The sequence below is a fragment of the Umezawaea sp. genome (assembly GCF_036375055.1).
Lineage (GTDB): Bacteria > Actinomycetota > Actinomycetes > Mycobacteriales > Pseudonocardiaceae > Umezawaea.
The window spans coordinates 138,956-158,753 of the sequence record NZ_DASUSQ010000046.1; the positions used below are offsets into that span (position 1 = coordinate 138,956).

Here is a 19,798-nt window from a genome sequence, read left to right on the forward strand (position 1 = left end):
CCATGGCGGAGCTGCGCAGCGCGAGACCGTCGTTCGGCCAGGAGCGGTTCTGGTTCCTGGAGAAGCTCGTACCCGGCAAGCCGGTGTACCACCTGCCGGTCGCCCTGCGGCTGCGCGGCGACCTCGACGTGGCCGGGGTGCACACGGCGCTCGCGGCGGTCGTCGCCAGGCACGAGTCGTTGCGCACCAGGTTCGTCGAGGTCGACGGCCGGGTCTACCAGGTGGTCGAGGACTCCGTCGGGGTGGAGCTGCCGACGGTGTCGGCGACCGAGGAGGAACTGCCCGCCCTGCTCACCGAGGCCGCGGCGGTCCCGTTCGCGCTCGACCGCGCGCCGCTGCTGCGGGCGCTGCTGGTGCGCCTGGCCGAGGACGACCACGTGCTGCTGGTGACGACGCACCACATCGTCTCCGACGCGGTGTCGCTGGAGGTGTTCCTCACCGAGCTGGGGGACGCCTACCGCGGCGCCACGTCGGCCCCGCCGCCGTTGCAGTACGTCGACTTCGCCGAGTGGCAGCGCGCCCGGCTGTCGGGGCCCGTGCTCGACGAGCACCTGGCGTTCTGGCGCGAACGGCTGGCGGGCGCGCCCGAGCTGCTCGAACTGCCGTCGGACCGGCCTCGACCGGCGACCCAGAGCTACGCGGGCGCCACCCACCGGTTCGACCTCGACCCCGCGCTGATGACCGCGCTGCGGGACCTGGGCACCGCCCGCGGGGCGACGCCGTTCATGACCCTGCTCGCCGGGTTCCTCGCCGTGCTGCACCGCTACACCGGCCGCACGGACCTCGTGGTGGGCACACCGGTGGCCAACCGCACCCTCCCCGAGCTGGAACGGCTCGTCGGCTTCTTCGTCAACACGCTGGTGCTGCGGACCTCGCTCGACGGCGACCCGTCGTTCGCCGAACTCCTCGACCGGGTGCGCGGCGACGCGCTCGACTCCTACCGGTTCGCGGACGTGCCGTTCGAGAGCCTGGTGGAGGCACTGGCCCCGCCGCGCGACCCCAGCCACTCCCCGCTGGTCCAGGTGCTGTTCGCGCTGCACGACTCGGCCGCGCTCACCCTGGCGCTGCCGGGGCTGCGCGTCGACCCGGTGCCCGTCGACAGCGGCGCCAGCCAGCTCGACCTCGCGCTCACCGTGGAGACCCGCGCGACCGGCTCCACCGGTGTCGTCGAGTACAACACCGACCTGTTCGACGAGGCGACGATCGTCCGGTTCGCCGGGCACCTGACGACGCTGCTCGCGGGCGCGGTCGCCGACCCCGACCGGCCGCTGTCCCTGCTGCCGCTGACGACGGCGGCCGACGCCGACGTGGTGCGAGCCCTCAACGCCACCGACCTCGACCACGCCCGCGACGCGCTGGTGCACGACCTGGTCGCGGAGCAGGCGCGGTCGCGACCGGACGCGCCCGCGGTCGTGTTCGGCTCCACGACGCTGACCTACCGGGAGCTGGACGAGCGGGCCAACCGGGTGGCACGGCACCTCGTCGAGCGCGGCATCGGGCCGGAAAGCCTGGTCGCGGTGGCGATGCGGCGTTCCCAGGACCTCCCCGTGGCGCTGCTCGGCGTGCTCAAGGCCGGTGGCGCCTACGTCCCCGTCGACCCCGAGTACCCGGTGCGGCGCAAGGAGTTCATGCTCGCCGACTCCGGCGCGTCCGTGGTGCTCACCGGGCTGGACGGCATCGGGGACCACCCCGCCGACGCCCCCGCCGTGCCGGTGCGGCCGGACAACCCGGCGTACGTGATCTACACGTCGGGCTCGACCGGCACGCCGAAGGGCGTGACCGTGCCGCACCGGACGCTGACGAACTTCCTGCACGCCATGGACGAGCACATCACCGCGGGCCCCGGATCGGTGTGGCTGGCGACGACGAGCGTCTCGTTCGACATCGCCGCGCTCGAACTGCTGTGGACGCTGGCCCGCGGCGTCACCGTCGTGGTGCAGGGCGACGCCCCGGTGCCCCCGGTGGACTTCAGCCTGTTCTACTTCGCCAGCGCCGACAGCGGCACCCACGACGCCTACCGGCTGCTCCTGGAAGGGGCGAAGTTCGCCGACCGCAACGGGTTCACCGGCGTCTGGACGCCCGAGCGGCACTTCCACCCGTTCGGCGGCCCCTACCCCAACCCCGCCGTCACGGGCGCGGCCATCGCCGCGGTGACCGACCGGATCGCCATCCGCGCGGGCAGCGTCGTGCTGCCGTTGCAGGACCCGCTGCGGGTCGCCGAGGAGTGGTCCGTCGTGGACGGTCTGTCCGGTGGGCGCGCGGAGGTGTCGTTCGCGTCGGGCTGGCTGGCCGACGACTTCGTGCTGGCGCCGGACAACCACGCCGACCGCAAGCGCGTGCTGGCCGAGGGCATGGCCACCGTGAGGGCGCTCTGGCGCGGCGAGGCGGTCACGCGGGTCAACGGGGCGGGCGAGGAGATCGAGGTCCGCACGCACCCCCGGCCGGTGACCGCGGAACTGCCGACGTGGCTGACCTCCGCGGGCGACCCCGCGACGTTCGAGGCCGCGGGCCGGGAGGGCGTCAACCTGCTCACCCACCTGCTCGGCCAGGACCTCGACGAGCTGGCGGTCAAGATCACCCGGTACCGCGAGGCGTGGACCGAGGCGGGGCACGCGGGCACCGGCAGGGTCGCCCTCATGGTGCACACCAGCGTCGACCGCGACCCCGAGGTGGTGCGCGAGCGGGTCCGCGAACCCTTCATCGCCTACCTGCGCAGCTCGCTCGGCCTGATCAAGCAGCTGCTCACCGGGCCGGACGGCCCGGTCGACCTCGACTCGGTGCCGCCTGCCGAGCTGGACGAGCTGCTGTCGGTGTTCTACGACCGCTACGCCACCGAGGCCGGTCTGTTCGGGTCGCCGGAGTCGTGCCGTCCGATGGTGGACCGGATCGTCGCCGCGGGCGTGGACGAGATCGCCTGCCTGATCGACTTCGGCATCGACGCCACGACCGTGCTGGAGTCGCTGCCGCGGCTGGACGAGCTCCGCGCGGCCTACGCCCGCACCGACGGGTCCGACGACACCGTGCCGACCCAGCTCGCCCGCCACGCCGTCACGCACGTGCAGTGCACGCCGTCGCTGGCGCTCGCGCTCACCGGCACGGACGCCGGGCTCAGCGCGTTCCGCGGGCTCGACCAGCTCGTGATCGGCGGCGAGGCGTTCCCCGCCGCGCTCGCCACCCGGCTGGCCGAGTCCGGGCAGCGCGCCGTGCTCAACGCGTACGGGCCCACCGAGACCACGATCTGGTCCACCCTGCACCCGGTGGACCCGGCCGCGGGCGCACCGCCGATCGGGCGGCCCATCGCCAACACCCGCGTCCACCTCGTCGACGCGGCGGGCGAGCCCGTCCCGGTCGGCGTGCCCGGTGAGCTGCTGATCGGCGGCGAGGGCGTGGTGCGCGGCTACTGGGGCAGGCCGGGGCTGACCGCCGACCGCTTCGTCCCGGACCCGTTCGGGCCGCCGGGCCAGCGGCTCTACCGCACCGGGGACATCGCGGTGCTGCGGCCGGACGGCGTGCTGGAGTACCGGGGACGCGCCGACGGCCAGGTGAAGCTGCGCGGCAGGCGGATCGAGCTCGGCGAGGTCGAGTCCGCGATCGAGGCGAGCCCCGACGTCGACCAGGCCGTGGTGCGCGTCGCGGACGAGGGCACCGACCGCGCCGCGCTGGTGGCCTACGTGAAGCCGCGCGGCGGCGTGGACGCGGGCGACGACCCCGAGCTGGTCGCGCTGCCGACCGGCGGGGTGCTCGCGACGGTGGACCGCCGGGGCGCCGCCGAGCTGCACCAGGAGATCTTCGTCAACGAGGAGTACCTCGACGGCTTCCTGCGGCTGTGGGACGGCGCCGTCGTGGTCGACGCGGGCGCCAACGTCGGCGCGTTCACGCTGTTCGCCCACCGGCGGTGCAGGCCCGCGCGGATCATCGCGGTCGAGCCGATCCCGCCGACGTTCGCCCGGCTGGAGAAGACCGTGCGCGCCAACGGCATCGACGCCGTCCTCGTCAACGCCGGGCTGGCCGCCGAACCGGGAACGGCGTCGTTCACGCACTACCCGGAGCTGACCGGGCTGTCGGGCCGGTACGCCGACCCGGTCGCCGACCGCGAGCGGGCGGCCGTGCTGTTCGACGGGCCGGAGCGGGACGTGGAGCAGTTCCTGGACCAGCGCTACCGCAACGAGTCCTACGACTGCGCGCTCACCACGCTGTCCGAGGTGGTCCGCGAGCACGCGCTCGACCGGATCGACCTGCTGAAGATCGACGTCGAGCGCGCGGAGATGGACGTGCTCGACGGCCTGTCGGACACCGACTGGGACCTGGTGCGCCAGGTCTGCGTCGAGGTCGAGGGCGACGACCGGCGCGACGAGGTGCTGGCCGTGCTGACCAAGCGCGGGTTCGAGACGCACTCGCTGGTGCTGCTGGACGCGCTGGAGGTCTCCATCGTGCACGGTCGCCGCGCGGGCCTGCCCGCGCGGCCCGCGACCCGCGCCGACGCGCCCCTGGACCTCGCGGCGCTGCGGACTCGGCTCGCGGACGCGCTGCCGGGGTACCTGGTGCCCGAGCGGTTCGTGGCCGTGGCGGGTTTCCCGCTCACCCCCAACGGCAAGGTGGACCGGCGCGCGCTGGCCGCGACACCCACCGCACCGCCACCCGCGCGGGCTCCCGTCGCACCCCGCGGCGACCTGGAGCGGAGGCTGGCGGCGGTGTGGTCGTCCGTGCTCGACGTCGACTCGATCGGCGTGCACGACAACTTCTTCGACGCGGGCGGCAACTCGCTGCTGCTCATCAGGGTGCACGCGAAGCTGGCGGAACTGGGCGCCGGAGCCCCCCGGCTCGTCGACCTGTTCTCGCACCCCACCATCGCCTCGCTGGCCGCCTCGATGGAGGGCGCGGCCCCCGTGGCGCACGAGGACATCGAGGACATCGAGGACCGGCGCTCCGGCCGCAGCCGGTTCCTCCAGCGCAGAAGGGGAGGTTCCGGTGCTTGACGACGACCTGATCGCCATCGTCGGGATGGCGGGCCGGTTCCCCGGCAGCCCCTCGGTGGCCGAGTTCTGGGCCAACAGCCTGGCGGGCGCCGAAGGGGTGTCGTTCTACGGCCGCGACGAGCTGATCGAGGCGGGGGAACCCGCCGAGCTGGTCGACGATCCCGCCTACGTCCCGGCGAGCGCCCCGCTGGCCGACCACGACCGGTTCGACGCGGAGCTGTTCGGCTACAGCCCGCGCGAGGCGCGCGTGATGGACCCGCAGCAGCGGGTGTTCCTGGAGTCGGCGTGGGAGGCGCTGGAGGACGCGGCCTGCGACCCCGACCGGCTGCGCGCCAGGATCGGCGTGTTCGCGGGCACCGGCATGACCCGCTACCTGTGGCAGAACGTCGTGCCCGCGCTGGGGTCCTCGCTCAACCCGCTGGAAGCCAGGCTGCTCAACGACAAGGACTTCCTGGCCACCACCACGAGCTACAGGCTGAACCTGCGCGGTCCGAGCGTGAACGTGCAGACCGCGTGCTCCACGTCCCTGGTCGCGGTGCACCTGGCCGCGCAGAGCCTGCTGTCGCACGAGTGCGACCTGGCGCTGGCGGGCGGCGTCACGATCGAGCTGCCGCACCGGGTCGGGTACCTCTACCAGGAGGGCGGCGTCAACTCGCCGGACGGGCACTGCCTGCCGTTCGACCACCGCGCCGCCGGGTGCGTCGGCGGCAGCGGCGTCGGGGTCGTCGTGCTGCAACGGCTCGGCGAGGCGAGGGCGCAGCACCGCCGCGTGCACGCCGTCCTGCGCGGGTCGGCGGTCAACAACGACGGCTCCGGCAAGGTCGGCTTCACCGCGCCCAGCGTGACCGGGCAGGCCGCCGTGGTCCGCGACGCGCTGTTCATCGCCGAGGCCAAGCCGGAGAGCATCGGGTACGTCGAGACGCACGGCACCGGCACGCCCATCGGCGACCCGATCGAGGTCGAGGCGCTGCGCGGGGCGTTCGACGGGGTGGCCGCGGGCAGCGTCGCGCTCGGCTCGACCAAGGCGTCCATCGGACACCTGGACGCGGCGGCGGGCATCGCCGGGCTGATCAGGGCCGTGCTGGCGGTGCGCGAGGGCGTGCTGCCGCCCAGCCCGTACTTCGAGGCCCCGAACCCGCTGCTGGAACTGGACGGCTCACCGTTCTACCTGCCGACGACGGCCACGGCGTGGCCGGGGGGCGACACCCCGCGCCGGGCCGGGGTGAGCTCGTTCGGCATGGGCGGCACCAACGCGCACGTCGTCGTCGAGCAGCCCCCGGCGGTGCCCGACAGCGCGCCGGACGTGCCCGGCAGGCAGCTCCTGGTGCTCTCCGCGGCGAGCGAGCGGTCGCTGGAGGCGTGGCGGCTGCGGCTGGCCGACGCGGTCCCGGACAGCGGGCTCGCGGACGTCGCGCACACGCTGGCGACCGGCCGCCGCCGCCTGCCGCACCGGCTGGCCGTGGTGGCCGACTCCCCGGAGCAGGCCGTCGACCGGCTGCGCGACGTGAGCGCGCGGCGCATCCGGATCGCGGGCGACCCGCCCTCGGTGGTGTTCCTGTTCCCCGGACAGGGCGCGCAGCGGCCGGGGATGGCCGCGGGCCCGCACCGGGTGGCGCCGGTGTTCCGCACCGAACTGGACCGGTGCGTGGAGCTGTTCGAGCGGCAGGGCGTCGCCCTGCGGGACCCGCTGCTGGACGCGGGCTCCGACCCGGACGCCCTGCGGCGCACCGATCTCGCCCAGCCCGCGCTGTTCGCGCACTCCTACGCGCTGGCGCGGCAGTGGGAGCACTGGGGTGTCGCGCCGGCCGCGATGGCGGGACACAGCGTCGGCGAGTACGTCGCCGCCTGCCTGGCCGGTGTGCTCGACCTGCCCGACGCCGTGCGGCTGGTGGCCAGGAGGGGCGCGCTGATGGCGGCGCTGCCCGCCGGGTCGATGCTCGCCGTCGCGCTGCCCGAGGACGAGGCGGTCGCGCTGCTGACCGACGGCGTGGAGCTGGCCGCGGTCAACGGACCCCGGCAGTGCGTGCTGTCCGGCCGGACCGACGCGATCGAGCGGCTGCACGGGACCCTGTCGGCGAACGGCGTGCGCTGCAAGGTGCTGGAGACCTCGCACGCGTTCCACTCGGCGATGCTCGACCCGGTGCTGGAGCGGTTCGAGCAGGAGGTGCGCCGGACCCCGCTCCGGCCGCCGTCGATCCCGTTCGCCTCCTGCGTCACGGGAGCGCTCATCGAACCGGGCCAGGCGACCGACCCGGCCTACTGGGCGCGCCAGGCACGCCGGGCGGTCCGCTTCGGCGACGCCCTCGACCTGCTGGCCGCCGATCCCGGCACGCTGTTCATCGAGGTCGGCGCGGGCCGGGGCATGGCGGAACTGGCGCGCAGGCACCTGCGGGCACTCCGGCACGCGCCGATCAGCTCACTGCCGCTCACCGGCGGCGACCACGACGAGCACCTGCTGGCGGCGCTGGGCCAGGCCTGGGAGCACGGCGTCGACGTCGACTGGACGGCGGTGCACGGGGACGGGCCCCGGCGCGTCGCGGCGCTCCCCGGATACCCGTTCACCCGCAAGCGGCACTGGATCACCGCACCCGGCAGGTCGTCGACCGCGACGGCCCCGGTCGACGAGCCCGCACCGGTGGTGGCCACGACCGGGCGGGCCACCACGACCGAGGCCGAGGCCATCGTGATCGCGGTGTTCCGGGAGGCGTTCGGCGTGGACGACATCGGCCCCCAGGACGACTTCTTCGGCCTCGGCGGGACCTCGCTGCTGGCCGCGGAGGTGGTGCACCGGCTGCGGAAGCGGTTCGCCGTCGAGTTCCCGGTGCGCTACCTGTTCGAGGCGCCGGGCGTGGCGGACCTGGCCGCGCTGATCAGCGGCACCGACCAGGGCGACACCGAGGAGGACCTCGACGCGCTCGTCGCCGAGCTGTCCGCGCTGCCCGACCACGAGATCGCCCACCTGCTCGCCGACGGCACGGACGGAGCAACGCCATGACGCGGACCCTGCGGCAGCGGCTCGCGGCCCTGACGCCCGCGGAACGGGCCGCTCTCACCGAGCGGCTGCACACCCGCTCGGCGAAACCGGCCAGGACGCTGGACTTCAGCCTCTTCTACTTCGCCAACGCCGCCGAGGACGAGCCCCGGTACCGGTTCCTGCTCGACACGGCCGCGCTGGCCGACAGACTCGGCTTCACCGCGGTGTGGACGCCGGAACGGCACTTCCACTCCTTCGGCGGCCTCTACCCGAACCCGTCCGTGCTCAGCGCGGCGCTCGCGATGGCCACCGAACGGGTGCGGATCCGCGCGGGCAGCCTCGTGCTGCCGCTGCACCACCCGATCCGGGTCTGCGAGGACTGGTCGGTCATCGACAACCTGTCCGGCGGACGCGTCGGCCTGTCGTTCGCCACGGGCTGGCACGGCACCGACTTCGCGCTCGCCCCCGACCACTACGAGGACCGCCGCGAGCGGACGTGGGACGCGATCGACGTGGTGCGCAAGCTGTGGCGCGGCGAGACCGTGGACTTCCCCGGTCCCGGCGGGACCACCGTGACGCCCACCCCGTTCCCCCGCCCCGTCCAGCCGGAACTGCCGGTGTGGGTCACGGCGTCCGGCAACCCGGACAGCTTCACCAAGGCGGGCGAGCTCGGCGCGAACGTGCTGTCGGCGCTGATCGGCCAGTCGCCCGAACACCTGGCCGCCAACATCGCCCGCTACCGCGCCGCCCGCGCCGCGCACGGGCACGACCCGGACGCGGGCACCGTGACCGTGATGCTGCACGCCTACCTCGACCGGGACGCGACGGCCGCTCGGGACCTGTGCGCGGCACCGCTGCGCGAGTACCTGCGCGGCTACCTCGAACAGCAGCGGGACATGGTCGGCGACCAGGACCCGGAGGTCGACGTCGAGGCGCGGCTGGACTTCGCCTACGAGATGTACTCCACGCAGACCGCGCTGATCGGCTCGCCGGACACCGTCCGCCCGCTGCTGGCCCGGCTGGGCGACGCGGGCGTGGACGAGATCGCCTGCCTGGTGGACTTCGGCGTCCCGCTGGACAGGGCGGTCGAGAGCATCCACCTGCTGGCGGGGGTGAAGGACGGCCAGACGGCCACCACCGCGCCGGTCACCACCGCACCGCTGGGCATCGACCAGGACCGCATGCGCAGGCTGGAACTGGCCAACCCCGCCGGTCCGGCCAACTACGTCACCACGGGGCTGCGGATCCGCGGACCGCTGCGCGCCGACGCGCTGGACGACGCGCTGCGGTTCGTCGGCGGCAGGCACGAGGCGCTGCGCACCACGTTCGACACGCGCGACGGCGTTCCGCTGCAACGGATCGGCACCGACTTCGCGGTGCGGCTGGAGCGGTTCGACGTGACCGACGTGCCACCGGGGGAACGGGTGCGCGCCGCGCGGGAGCTGCGCACGGAGTTCGCCCGGCGCCCGTTCCCCGACGACCGGCCCGCCGTGCGGGTGGCGCTGATCAGGCTCGCCGAGGACGACCACCAGCTGGCGGTGGTCAAGCACCACATGATCACCGACTGGGTGTCGTTCACCGTCTTCCTGCGCGAGCTGTTCGGCGCCTACCGGGACCTCGTCCTCGGCCGCGCACCGGACCTCCCGCCCGCGGTGCCCTACCGGGCGTTCGCCGAACGGGAGCGCGAGCGGTTGCGCGGCGGGAAGCTGGACGACCAGCTCGACCACTGGGTCGAGCAGCTCGCCGGAGCACCGGACCCGGTCACCCTGCCGATGGCCGTGGAGCGCCCGGCGAAGCAGACGTTCGAGGGCGAGCGCGCCTGGATGCTGTTCTCCCACGAGACCACGGCCAAGCTCAACGCGGTCAGCCGGGCGGAGCGGGTGACGCCGTTCATGACCGCCTACACCGCGCTGGTGGCCTGCCTGGGCCACGTCACCGGCGAGTCGGACCTGGTGCTCGGCTCGCCGACGGCCAACCGCGACTGGGCGCCGGAGAACCTCCTGGGGCTGCTGCTGCGCCCGATGCCGCTGCGCACCCGGCTGCGGCCGGAGCAGACCTTCCGCTCGGCGCTCGCGGACGTCCGCGCGGTCACCTCGGCGGCGCTGGCCAACGCCGAGGTCCCGTACCAGGCGCTGGTGGACCGGCTGGCGCCGGAGCGCGACCTGGACTGGCTGCCGCTGTTCAAGCTGCGGTACCTGTTCCTGCGCTGGGACGAGCCGGTGGCGATCTCCGGGCTGACCCTGAGCCCGCTCGACACCGACCCCAGGACGTCGCTCTACGACGGCACCGTCTCGCTGTGGGACGACGCGCACGGCATGTTCGGCCGGATCGAGTACAACTCCGACCTGTTCGCGCGCGACACCGTCGTGTCGACCATCGAGACCTTCGCGACCATGCTCGACGCCGCGGTCACCGATCCCGACCTGCGCGTCGGCGACCTGCCCACGTCGGGCTCCCGGCGCTTCCACGTCGACCAGGACGAGCTCGAAGTCCGCCTCGGCGACCAGCGCCCCCGTTCCTGAGGAGTACCACAGTGCACACCCGCGACGAAGTCCACGCGGCCGTCACGCCGGTATGGCGCGACGTCCTCGGCAGGTCCGAGCTGCCCGCGGACGCCGATTTCTTCGAGCTGGGCGGCGATTCCATCCAGGGCGCCCGGCTCATGGGCAGGCTGCGCGAGCTGTTCAGCCTGCCCCTCCCGCTCCAGCTGATCTTCTTCCACCCGGCGCTGCCCGACTTCACCACCGCCGTGGGCGAGGCGGCCGAGCGGCTCCGGGCGGAACCGGCGGTGGACAGCGCCGCGATCAGCGCGGGCCCGCTGCCGCTCTCGGCGCAGCAGGAGGAGCTCTGGGTCGCCGACCAGCTGACGCCCGGCAACCTCGCCTACACCGAACTGCTCCCGCTGCGGCTGACCGGGCCGCTGGACGTGGCCCGGCTCCAGGCCTCCGTCGACGCGCTGGTGGCCCGGCACGACTCGTTGCGCACCAGGTTCCCCACCGGCCCGGACGGCGTCCCGCACCAGGACGTGCTGCCCGCGCTGGAGGTGGCGCTCGACCGGGTCGACGTGTCCGATGTGGACAAGGCGCGGCAGGTCGCGCTCGACCGCCTCACCGAGCCGTTCGACCTCGCCGAGGGGCCGCTGGTGCGCGCGGTGCTGCTCGCCCTCGACCCGACCGACCACGTGTTCCTGCTGTACGCGCACCACATCGTCGCCGACGGCCTGTCGCTCGCCGTGCTCTGCGACGAGCTGGCCGACCACTACGCCGGACGCGGGCTGCCGCGGCCCGCCCCGACCACCCGAGACCGCGGTCCGGTCGACCTCACCGGTCAGCTGGAGTACTGGAAGGAGCAGCTCCGGGGCGTGCGGCCGCTGGACCTGCCGCTGGACCGACCGCGCGCCGCGGTGCGCGACAACGGCGGGAGCAGGCTGCGGACCACGATGTCCGGCGAGCTGCGCGACGCGGTGCGCGCGCTGGCCCGCGACGAGGGCGCGACGCAGTTCGTCGCGCTGCTGGCGGCGTTCCAGGTGCTGCTCGGCCGCTGGGCGGGCACCGAGGACGTGGCGATCGGCTCGCCGGTGTCCGCGCGGTCGGCACCGGAACTGGAGCGCGTGGTCGGCTACCTGGTCACCATGGCCACCTTCCGCGGCGACCTGTCCGGCGACCCGAGCTTCCGGGAACTGCTGCGGCGCACCCGCGACGTGGCGTTCGGCGCGCTGACCAACAGCGACGTGCCGTTCACCAGGGTGGTGGCGGAGCTGGCGCCGGAGCGCGACCAGTCGCGTCCGCCGATCTTCTCGGCGACCCTGGTGTCGCAACCGACCCCGCCCACCCTGGTCGCCGACCTCGGTGACGTGACCGGGGCGTCGTTCCCGGTGCCCCGCCGGTACAGCACCTACGACCTGACGCTGTACGCCTGGGACGCCCCCGACGAGCTGATCATCGACATCGAGTACGCCACCGCGCTGTTCGACACCTCGACCGCGCGGCGGCTGGCCGAGCAGTTCGCCCGGCTGGTCGAGGGCGCGGTCGCCGCGCCGGACGCCCCGCTGTCGACGCTGGAGATCCTGCCCGAGCCGGAACTGCGGCGGGTGGTGCGGGACTGGAACGACACGGCGGCGGCGTTCGCGCTCGACCGACCGGTGCACGAACTCGTGACCGCGCGGGCAGAACGCGCCCCGGACCGGATCGCGGTCGTCGACGGCGAGCACGAGATCACCTACGCCCGGCTGCACGACCGGGCCGCCGCCCTCGCGCGACGGCTCCGCGAGGGCGGTGCCGGGCCGGACGTGGTGGTGGCCGTGCGGATGGCGCGGTCGGTGGACCAGCTCGTGGCGCTGCTGGCGGTGTGGCAGGCGGGTGGCGCGTACCTGCCGCTCGACCCGGCCTACCCGGCCGAGCGGCTCGACTTCATGATCACCGACAGCGGGGCGCGGCTGCTCATCACCGCTGCGGACGGCGGCGGGCACGAGGTGCTGCCGCTCGGCGACGCCCTCCCGGCCGCCGGTGGGTCCACCGTGGACAACCTCGCGTACGTGATCTACACCTCCGGCTCGACGGGCGAGCCCAAGGGCGTGCTCGTGCCGCACCGGGGGATCCTGAACCGGATCCTGTGGATGCAGCACGAGTACGGGCTCACCGAGGACGACGTGATGCTCCAGAACGCGGCGTACACGTTCGACTTCTCGGTGTGGGAGTTCTTCGGGCCGCTGGTGCTGGGCGCGCGCGTGGTGCTGCCCGACGCCGACGGGCACCGCGACAACGCTCAGCTCGTCGAGCTGATCGCCCGGCACGGCGTGACCACGGTGCACTTCGTGCCGTCGATGCTGCGCTACTTCCTGGCGGAGCCGGGGCTGTCCCGCCTCACCGCGCTGCGCCGGGTGTTCAGCGGCGGCGAACCGCTGCCCGCCGGGCTCGTCGCCGAGTTCTCCGCGCGGTTGGGCCACGTCGAGCTGCACAACCTCTACGGGCCGACCGAGACCAGCGTGGACGTCACGCACTGGCCGGTGGCGCCGGACGAGGCGGCGGTCATGCCGATCGGCCGCCCGGTGGACAACACCACGTGCTACGTGCTCGACGACCGGATGCGCCCGCAGCCGATCGGCGTGCCGGGCGAACTGCACATCGGCGGCGTGCAGCTGGCGCGCGGCTACCTCGGGAGGCCGGGGCTGACCGCGGACCGGTTCGTGGCCGACCCGTTCGGGCCGCCCGGCGGCAGGCTGTACCGCACCGGCGACCGGGCTCGGTGGCGCGCGGACGGCGTGATCGAGTTCCTCGGGCGGATCGACCGGCAGGCCAAGGTCCGCGGGTTCCGCGTCGAACCCGGCGAGGTCGAGGCCGCCCTCACCGCGCACGCGGGCGTCCGCGAAGCGGCGGTGGTCGTGCGGGAGGACGAGCACGGCGAACGGCGGCTGGTCGCCTACCTGGTGGGCGACCCGGTCGGCACGGCGGCGCTGCGCGCGTGGCTGGCCGACCGGCTGCCCGACCACTCGATCCCGACCGCGTACGTCCAGCTGGACCGGCTTCCGCTGTCCCCCAGCGGAAAGCTCGACCACGAGGCGCTCGCGGCCCCCACCGGCGACCGGCCGGACGTGGCCGCGGGGTACAGCGCGCCCGTCGGCGAGCGCGAGGAACTGCTCGCCGGGCTGTGGTCGGACGTGCTCGGCGTGGACCGCATCGGCCGCGACGACAACTTCTTCGAGCTGGGCGGCGACTCGATCCGGGGCATCCACGTGATCGCCAAGGCCAGGCGCGCGGGCCTCGCGGTGACCGTGCCGCAGCTGTTCCGCCACCAGACGGTCGCGGAACTCGCCGCCGTGGCCACGGCCGTGGTCGACGCGCCCGCACCCGCCAAGCCCGTGGGGGCGACGTTCCCGCTCACGGCGTTGCAGATCGGCATGGTGCGGGAGGCGGCCCTGGCACCGGGCAAGGGGATGTACGTCGTGCCCGCGGAGGCGCTGCTGTCCGGCGACGTCGACCCGGACGCGCTCCGCGCGGCGTTCGCGGCGCTCACCGCCCACCACCCGGTCCTGCGCACGTCGGTCAGCGGGGACACCCAGACCGTCCACCCGGCTGTCGAGCCGGTCTTCACCCACGAGGACTGGAGCGCGTACCCGGAGGCCGAGCAGGAGCGGCGCAGGCGCGAGCGGATCGAATCCGAGTGGCGCAGGGGTTTCCGGCTGGACACGGCGCCGCTGTCCCGGCTCTCCCTGGTGCGCCTGGCCCACGACCGGCACAGCCTGGTGTGGACGCGGCACAACGTGCTGCTCGACGGGTGGAGCTACGCGCGGCTGTTCGACGAGCTGCTCCGGCTGCACGCGGCCATCCGCGACGGCGAGCCGGTGCCGGAACTCGCCGCGCCGGAGTCGTTCGGGCGCTACGTCGACTGGCTCGCGCCCCGCGCCGAGGCGGCGGCGGACGCGCTGTGGACGGAGTTCCTCGCCGACCTGCGGCCCGTGACGCTGTTCGACCCCGCACCGGTCGCACGGCAGGCCCCGTACGAGGAGCTGCGGTTCGAGCTGCCCGCCGAGGCCGAGACGTTCGTGCACCGCGCCCGGCTGACGCTCAGCGCGATGCTGGAGGGCGCGTGGGCGGCGGTGCTCGCCCGGCACACGGCCACGACGGACGTCCGGTACGGACTGGTGTTCTCCACCCGCCCGGCCGAGCTGCCCGCCGTCGAGGACATGCTCGGACTCCTGATCAACACCGTGCCGTCCGGCCTGCGGGTCGACCCGGCGCTACCGGTGGTCGAGTGGCTGCGGTCGCTCCAGGAGCGGGGCATCCGGCTCAAGGAGCTGGCGCCCGCCAGCCTGGAGGTGCTCCGCGACCGCGCGGGCGGCCCGCTGTGGGACACGTTGCTGCTGCTGCACAACTACCCGCACAACTTCGACGACACGATGCCCGGTGGCCTGCGGATGCTCGACACGCAGGGGTTCTCCAGGGTCGGCGCCGCCCTCATCGTGTCGGTGGACCCCCGACCGCTGCGGGTGGCGATGCTCTTCGACACCGCCAGGGTCGACTCGGACACGGTGCGGCAGCTCGGCGCGGACCTCGCCGAGCTGCTCACCGCGATGATGGCCGATCCCGACCGGCCGGTCGGGGAACTGCTCGCCCAGCGCCCTCAGGACGGCTGAGGCGGACCGGTCACGGTCCCGGTGGCGCTTCCAGGTCGGATTCGACCGCGGAAGTGATCATCGGGACCGACTCCGGCCGGAAGAACGCCCCGTCGTCACCGGGCAACAACCGGAGCCGGAATGACGAGGCGGTGTGGGACTTCCATTCCGCCACGTCATCCTGCGGGACAATTTCGTCGAATTCACCGACGAACGCGGAAATCGGGCAGCGCACGACACGATCAGGAGGCGACTGGTACCTCTCGACCAACAGCGAGTCCGCGCGATAGGTCGGCAGCATGAGTTCGACGAAGAACGGATCGGCCTTCAACGGGCTGTCCTCGCGCACCCTGATCGGGTCCGCCAGGAATTCGGCGTCGCTGAGCCGGTCATTGGTCACCGCGGGCGGCACGATCAGGTGCGGCGCCGATTCGGCCGACACGAACAGGTGGAGCGGGCCGGGCGCACCCGACTCCTCCTCCAGCTTCCGCGCCAGCTCGAACGCGACGAGAGCGCCCATGCTGTGCCCGAAGAACGCGAAGGGCACGTCCAGCAACCCGCGCAGCCCGTCCGCCAACCGCGCCACCAGTTCGTCCATGTCCGCGATGGCGGGTTCCCGCAGACGAGCCTCCCTACCAGGCGTTTGCACCAGAACAGGCTCGATCTCCTCGCCCAGCCGGTCGGCCAGTTCGCGGTAGCCCGAGGCCCCCTTGCCCGCGTACGGGAAGAAGAACAACCGCACCGGGCGGCCGCTCTCCACCGGCCGCCGGTACGCGATCCAGTCGTTCTTCGCCACTACCGCACCTGCTCTTCCATGAGCCGACGCAGGCTGAGCGGCCGCATGTCGCTCCAGACCTCGTCGATGTGCGCGAGGCATTCCTCCTTGGCCCCGACGAATCCGTCCGGCCGCCACCCCTCCGGAATGGCCTTGCCCTCGGGCCAAATGGAATACTGCTCCTCGTCGTTGAGGACCACGACGTACTGCGACGTTTCACCCATGCTGTTCCTCCCCAGTAGGCAGAACTAGATTATGGCATAGCGGAGGGCGGCCATGAGGAAGTCGAATGACCTCCGAACCACGCCGGTTGTCGCACCCCCACCGCGATGGTACGGTGCTTTTCCGGTCATCCGCCGCGGACCAGGCGCCGTAATCCTGGGTTTAGTCGAACCGAATCATCCGACCAGTTCGGAACCACGCGCACCGGCGCGGCTCGGCCAGAAGGGATTTCGACCATGTCTCCGTGGCAGCGCACCATCCCGGTCCTGCTCCTGGCGCTCGTCTCAGCGGGGGTGGCGCCCGCCCGGGCCGACACGTCGCACCACCCGGTGACCATCGCCAGGGCGCGGACCCTGCCGCTCGGCACGGTGGTCACGGTCGAGGGCACCGCCACGACCCCGTCGGGCGCGTTCGAATCCAGCTTCTTCGACAAGGGCTTCGCCATCCAGGACCGCTCCGCGGGCATCTACGTCAGCGTCGCGACCGACCTGCGCGTCACGCCCCGAGCCAGGGTGCGGGCCACGGGCACGCTGCGCGACAGCTCGGGCCTGCGCGTCCTGGTCCCCGACACCCCGGCCGCGGTGCGCGTGCGCGGTACGGGACCCGCGGTCCCCCCCAAGCGGCTGGCCACCGCCGCCGTCAACGAGACCACGGAGGGCCTCCTGGTGCGCGTGACCGCCACGATCACCCGAGCCCCCGAGTCGGACCTGCCCTACGGCCACAAGTTCTTCGTCGACGACGGCTCCGGCGAACTCACCATCTTCGTCAACACCCAGACCGGCATCGACCTCACCGGCCTCGCCGTGGGCAGGCGGGTCGGCGTGACCGGCTTCAGCAGCCAGTACGACACCCACTACGAGATCGACCCGAGGTTCCCGGCGGACATCACCGTCCGGTGAGCGGACGCCTCCACCCTCCCACCAGGCGAACCGGAGCAGCACTGCCGGCGGCCGGCCGACCTCGGCTCGACGGGCGGAGGCGGCGAGCCGCGCGCGGTTCGCCGCGCCGGACTCACCGTCTCCCCGTGACCCGGCCGCGCCGAGGACCCGCACCCGACGGCGGTCGTGCGGAGGTGTCTCCGGGCATCCCGAACGGCGAGCGGAGTCAGGTCACGCGAACAGGGCGCGCAGCGCCTGCCACCCCTCGGGGACGACGCTGAAGTACGCCCAGGTCCCCCGGCGCTCACGGGACAGCAGGCCGGCGTCGGTGAGCACCTTGAGGTGGTGGCTGACCGTGGGCTGGCTCAACCCCAGCGGTTCCACCAGGTCGCAGACGCACACCTCACCCCCCGGAGCGCCGTGGATGATGCTGAGCAACTGCAGGCGAGCCGGGTCCGCCACGGCCTTGAGGAGCTTGGCCAACCGCTCGGCGGTCGACCGGTCCAGCGGTTCGGCGGCCACGCTCACGCGAGCGCAGCCGTCGACGAGCGCCGGGAGCCCGCGCGTGCTCGTCGCATCCACACCCGTCACAGTACGCAGGTCACGGCCCTGGTGCCGTGGGCGGTGCCGCGTCCGAGGCACCGAGCGGGCCGCCCGTGCTCAACTCCCGCTCCGCGCGACCCAGCGGCGGCGCAGCCGCAGGCTGACGTAGACCAGCCCCACGAGCACCGGCACCTCGATCAACGGCCCGACCACGCCCGCGAGCGCCTGACCGGACGTGACGCCGAAGACGCCGATCGCCACGGCGATGGCCAACTCGAAGTTGTTGCCCGCGGCCGTGAAGGCGAGCGTGGTGGTGCGCTCGTAGGACAGCCCGGACGCCCTGCCCAACGCGTACGACCCGGCCCACATGATCGCGAAGTAGACGAGCAGCGGGAGCGCGATGCGCGCCACGTCCCACGGACGGGACGTGATCGTCTCCCCCTGCAACGCGAACAGGACGACGATCGTGAACAGCAGGCCGTACAGCGCGACCGGACCGATCCGGGGCAGGAACGTCGACTCGTACCAGCTCCGCCCGCGACGCCGTTCGCCGAGCGTGCGACTGAGGTAGCCGGCGGCCAGCGGGATGCCGAGGAAGATCAGCACGCTCTTGGCGATCTGCCACGGCGAGAAGTCGACCGACGCCGTGCCCAGGCCGAGCCAGGCGGGCAGCAGGTCGAGGTAGAACCAGCCGAGCACGCCGAACATGACCACCTGGAAGACCGAGTTGAGCGCGACCAGCACCGCGGCGGCCTCGCGGTCACCGCAGGCGAGGTCGTTCCAGATGATGACCATCGCGATGCACCGCGCCAGCCCGACGATGACCAGCCCCGTGCGGTACTCCGGCAGGTCGGGCAGGAAGGTCCACGCCAGCGCGAACATCAGCGCGGGTCCGAGGACCCAGTTCAACACGAGCGACAGGGCCATCGTCCGCCTGTCCCGCGTGACGGTGTCGAGCTTGTCGTAGCGGACCTTCGCCAGCACCGGGTACATCATCAGCAGCAGGCCCAGCGCGATCGGCAACGACACCCCGTCGACCTCGACCGCGTCGAGGACGCCCTGGAGCCCCGGCACGAACCGGCCGAAGGCCAGCCCGACCACCATCGCCACGCCGATCCACACCGGCAGGAACCGGTCGAGGAAGGACAACCGCTGAAGGACGTCGGACTCCGCCGCGACGGGCTGGGCGTCCTGGCTCAACCGGGCCTCCGAACTCGGTGGTGGGCGCCCGCCACGTCGGCGGGCACGCACAGGCGATCCTTGGATCGACTGTCATCGATCCGGAGAGTACATCGACATCGGTCGATCCGTCAGGTGGCGTCGCCCACGCGGGCGACGCCCACGCCCGACCCGTGGACACGACTCCCCTCACATTGACATACGTCGATCCAAGCTGGTCTGCTCTGCGTCGACGGCGCCGAGGGGTCGCCGTCCGATCGGCGGGCGGCGAGCCGCACGCGACGTCCCACGACCAGCGCCACGACGAGGAGAACGACGGTGGGCAAGATCCCGGAAGTGCTGTTCGTGTGCGTCCACAACGCGGGCAGGTCCCAAATGGCCGCGGCGCTGCTCCAGCACTACGCGCTGGGCAGGATCGCGGTCCGCTCAGCGGGTTCGGCACCGGCGGAGAAGGTCAACCCGGCCGCCGCCGAAGCCCTCGCCGAACTCGGCCTCGACATCACCGCCGAGATCCCGACCAAGCTGTCCCACGCCGACGTCGAGGCCTCCGACGTGGTGATCACCATGGGCTGCGGCGACACCTGCCCCGTGTTCCCCGGCAAGCGCTACCTCGACTGGCCCCTCGACGACCCCGCGGGCCGGGGTGTCGACGCCGTCCGCCCCATCCGCGACGACATCGACCGCCGCGTGCGCGCGCTCCTCGCCGAACTCCTCGACCGGAGGAGCCACGTCGAACCCCTGGCGTGACGGACGCGCCGCTCACGGCGCTCGGCCGATCGAGACCAGCGGGCGGTCGCACCCGTGGGACGGCGGCCGTCGGCGACCTGCCGTCCGGCGTCTTCGACTCGCCCATCTCGACACCGGGACCGACGATCGCGCGCCGCATGACTTGAAGAAGTTTGCAATTCATAAGATGATGTAACTCGCAACCTTCAGGGGGTCGTCGCACAGGAGGGAACGGATGAGCGAGTTCGCCACCACGGTGCGCGCCAGGGTCGAATCGGCCCACGAGTCGGCCCGCGCGGCACGGGCCGCGGGCGACGAGGAGCTCGCGGGCCTGCACGAGGCCGACCTCGGGAACCTGCTGCGCCTCGCCCGCGAGCACGGCGTCGACCTCGACGACGAGCAGGCGTGCTGACT

Annotated in this window: 11 protein-coding genes; 7 read left to right on the forward strand and 4 right to left on the reverse strand. The window is 73.2% G+C overall.

The annotated features are described in order from the left end of the window. The first annotated feature begins 2 nt into the window (after positions 1-2). Genes VFZ92_RS13990 through VFZ92_RS14005 form a run of 4 tightly spaced genes read left to right on the forward strand, consistent with a single transcriptional unit; the run spans position 3 to position 15,082 of the window. Entirely contained in the window at positions 3-4,976 is a 4,974-nt protein-coding gene (locus VFZ92_RS13990; protein WP_330876329.1) for a MupA/Atu3671 family FMN-dependent luciferase-like monooxygenase, read from the forward strand. Beyond that, entirely contained in the window at positions 4,969-7,971 is a 3,003-nt protein-coding gene (locus VFZ92_RS13995) for a type I polyketide synthase (protein ID WP_330876330.1), read from the forward strand. Before VFZ92_RS13990 ends, VFZ92_RS13995 begins: the two co-directional genes overlap by 8 nt. Continuing rightward, positions 7,968-10,472, forward strand: coding sequence for a MupA/Atu3671 family FMN-dependent luciferase-like monooxygenase (locus VFZ92_RS14000; RefSeq protein WP_330876331.1), 2,505 nt, complete (start codon positions 7,968-7,970; stop codon positions 10,470-10,472). Before VFZ92_RS13995 ends, VFZ92_RS14000 begins: the two co-directional genes overlap by 4 nt. An 11-nt stretch (positions 10,473-10,483) precedes the next feature. Beyond that, positions 10,484-15,082, forward strand: coding sequence for an amino acid adenylation domain-containing protein (locus VFZ92_RS14005; protein WP_330876332.1), 4,599 nt, complete (start codon positions 10,484-10,486; stop codon positions 15,080-15,082). A gap of 10 nt (positions 15,083-15,092) precedes the next feature. On the opposite strand, the gene VFZ92_RS14010 is transcribed toward VFZ92_RS14005, so the two are convergent. Both VFZ92_RS14010 and VFZ92_RS14015 read right to left on the reverse strand, forming a co-directional pair. Continuing rightward, on the reverse strand, positions 15,093-15,797 hold the full coding sequence (locus VFZ92_RS14010) for a thioesterase II family protein (RefSeq protein ID WP_330876333.1): 705 nt from the start codon (positions 15,795-15,797) through the stop codon (positions 15,093-15,095). 59 nt (positions 15,798-15,856) lie between these two features. Beyond that, positions 15,857-16,060, reverse strand: a complete 204-nt coding sequence (locus VFZ92_RS14015) for an MbtH family protein (protein WP_330876334.1) — start codon at positions 16,058-16,060, stop codon at positions 15,857-15,859. 234 nt (positions 16,061-16,294) lie between these two features. On the opposite strand from VFZ92_RS14015, the gene VFZ92_RS14020 reads away from it, so the two are divergent. Then, the gene (locus tag VFZ92_RS14020) at positions 16,295-16,957 is read left to right on the forward strand and encodes a hypothetical protein (RefSeq protein WP_330876335.1); all 663 of its coding nucleotides are present in this window, start codon (positions 16,295-16,297) and stop codon (positions 16,955-16,957) included. Between the two features lie 210 nt (positions 16,958-17,167). Here VFZ92_RS14020 and VFZ92_RS14025 read toward each other — a convergent pair whose 3' ends face one another. Both VFZ92_RS14025 and arsB read right to left on the reverse strand, forming a co-directional pair. Continuing rightward, complete coding sequence (locus VFZ92_RS14025; RefSeq protein ID WP_330876336.1) at positions 17,168-17,518, reverse strand: metalloregulator ArsR/SmtB family transcription factor; 351 nt, start codon at positions 17,516-17,518, stop codon at positions 17,168-17,170. A 78-nt stretch (positions 17,519-17,596) separates the two neighbouring features. Continuing rightward, the gene (gene arsB, locus VFZ92_RS14030) at positions 17,597-18,679 is read right to left on the reverse strand and encodes an ACR3 family arsenite efflux transporter (RefSeq protein ID WP_330876337.1); all 1,083 of its coding nucleotides are present in this window, start codon (positions 18,677-18,679) and stop codon (positions 17,597-17,599) included. 297 nt (positions 18,680-18,976) lie between these two features. Here arsB and VFZ92_RS14035 point away from each other — a divergent pair, with 297 nt between their 5' ends. Continuing rightward, positions 18,977-19,405, forward strand: coding sequence for an arsenate reductase ArsC (locus tag VFZ92_RS14035; RefSeq protein WP_330876338.1), 429 nt, complete (start codon positions 18,977-18,979; stop codon positions 19,403-19,405). Between the two features lie 214 nt (positions 19,406-19,619). Then, the gene (locus VFZ92_RS14040; protein ID WP_330876339.1) at positions 19,620-19,796 is read left to right on the forward strand and encodes a hypothetical protein; all 177 of its coding nucleotides are present in this window, start codon (positions 19,620-19,622) and stop codon (positions 19,794-19,796) included. Positions 19,797-19,798 lie beyond the last annotated feature (2 nt).

Coding starts and splice junctions, on each gene's coding strand:
- VFZ92_RS13990 (WP_330876329.1), top strand. CDS start 3: ATGGCGGAGCTGCGCAGCGCGAGACCGTCGTTCGGCCAGGAGCGGTTC.
- VFZ92_RS14020 (WP_330876335.1), top strand. CDS start 16,295: ATGTCTCCGTGGCAGCGCACCATCCCGGTCCTGCTCCTGGCGCTCGTC.
- VFZ92_RS14015 (WP_330876334.1), bottom strand. CDS start 16,060: ATGGGTGAAACGTCGCAGTACGTCGTGGTCCTCAACGACGAGGAGCAG.
- VFZ92_RS14000 (WP_330876331.1), top strand. CDS start 7,968: ATGACGCGGACCCTGCGGCAGCGGCTCGCGGCCCTGACGCCCGCGGAA.
- VFZ92_RS14040 (WP_330876339.1), top strand. CDS start 19,620: ATGAGCGAGTTCGCCACCACGGTGCGCGCCAGGGTCGAATCGGCCCAC.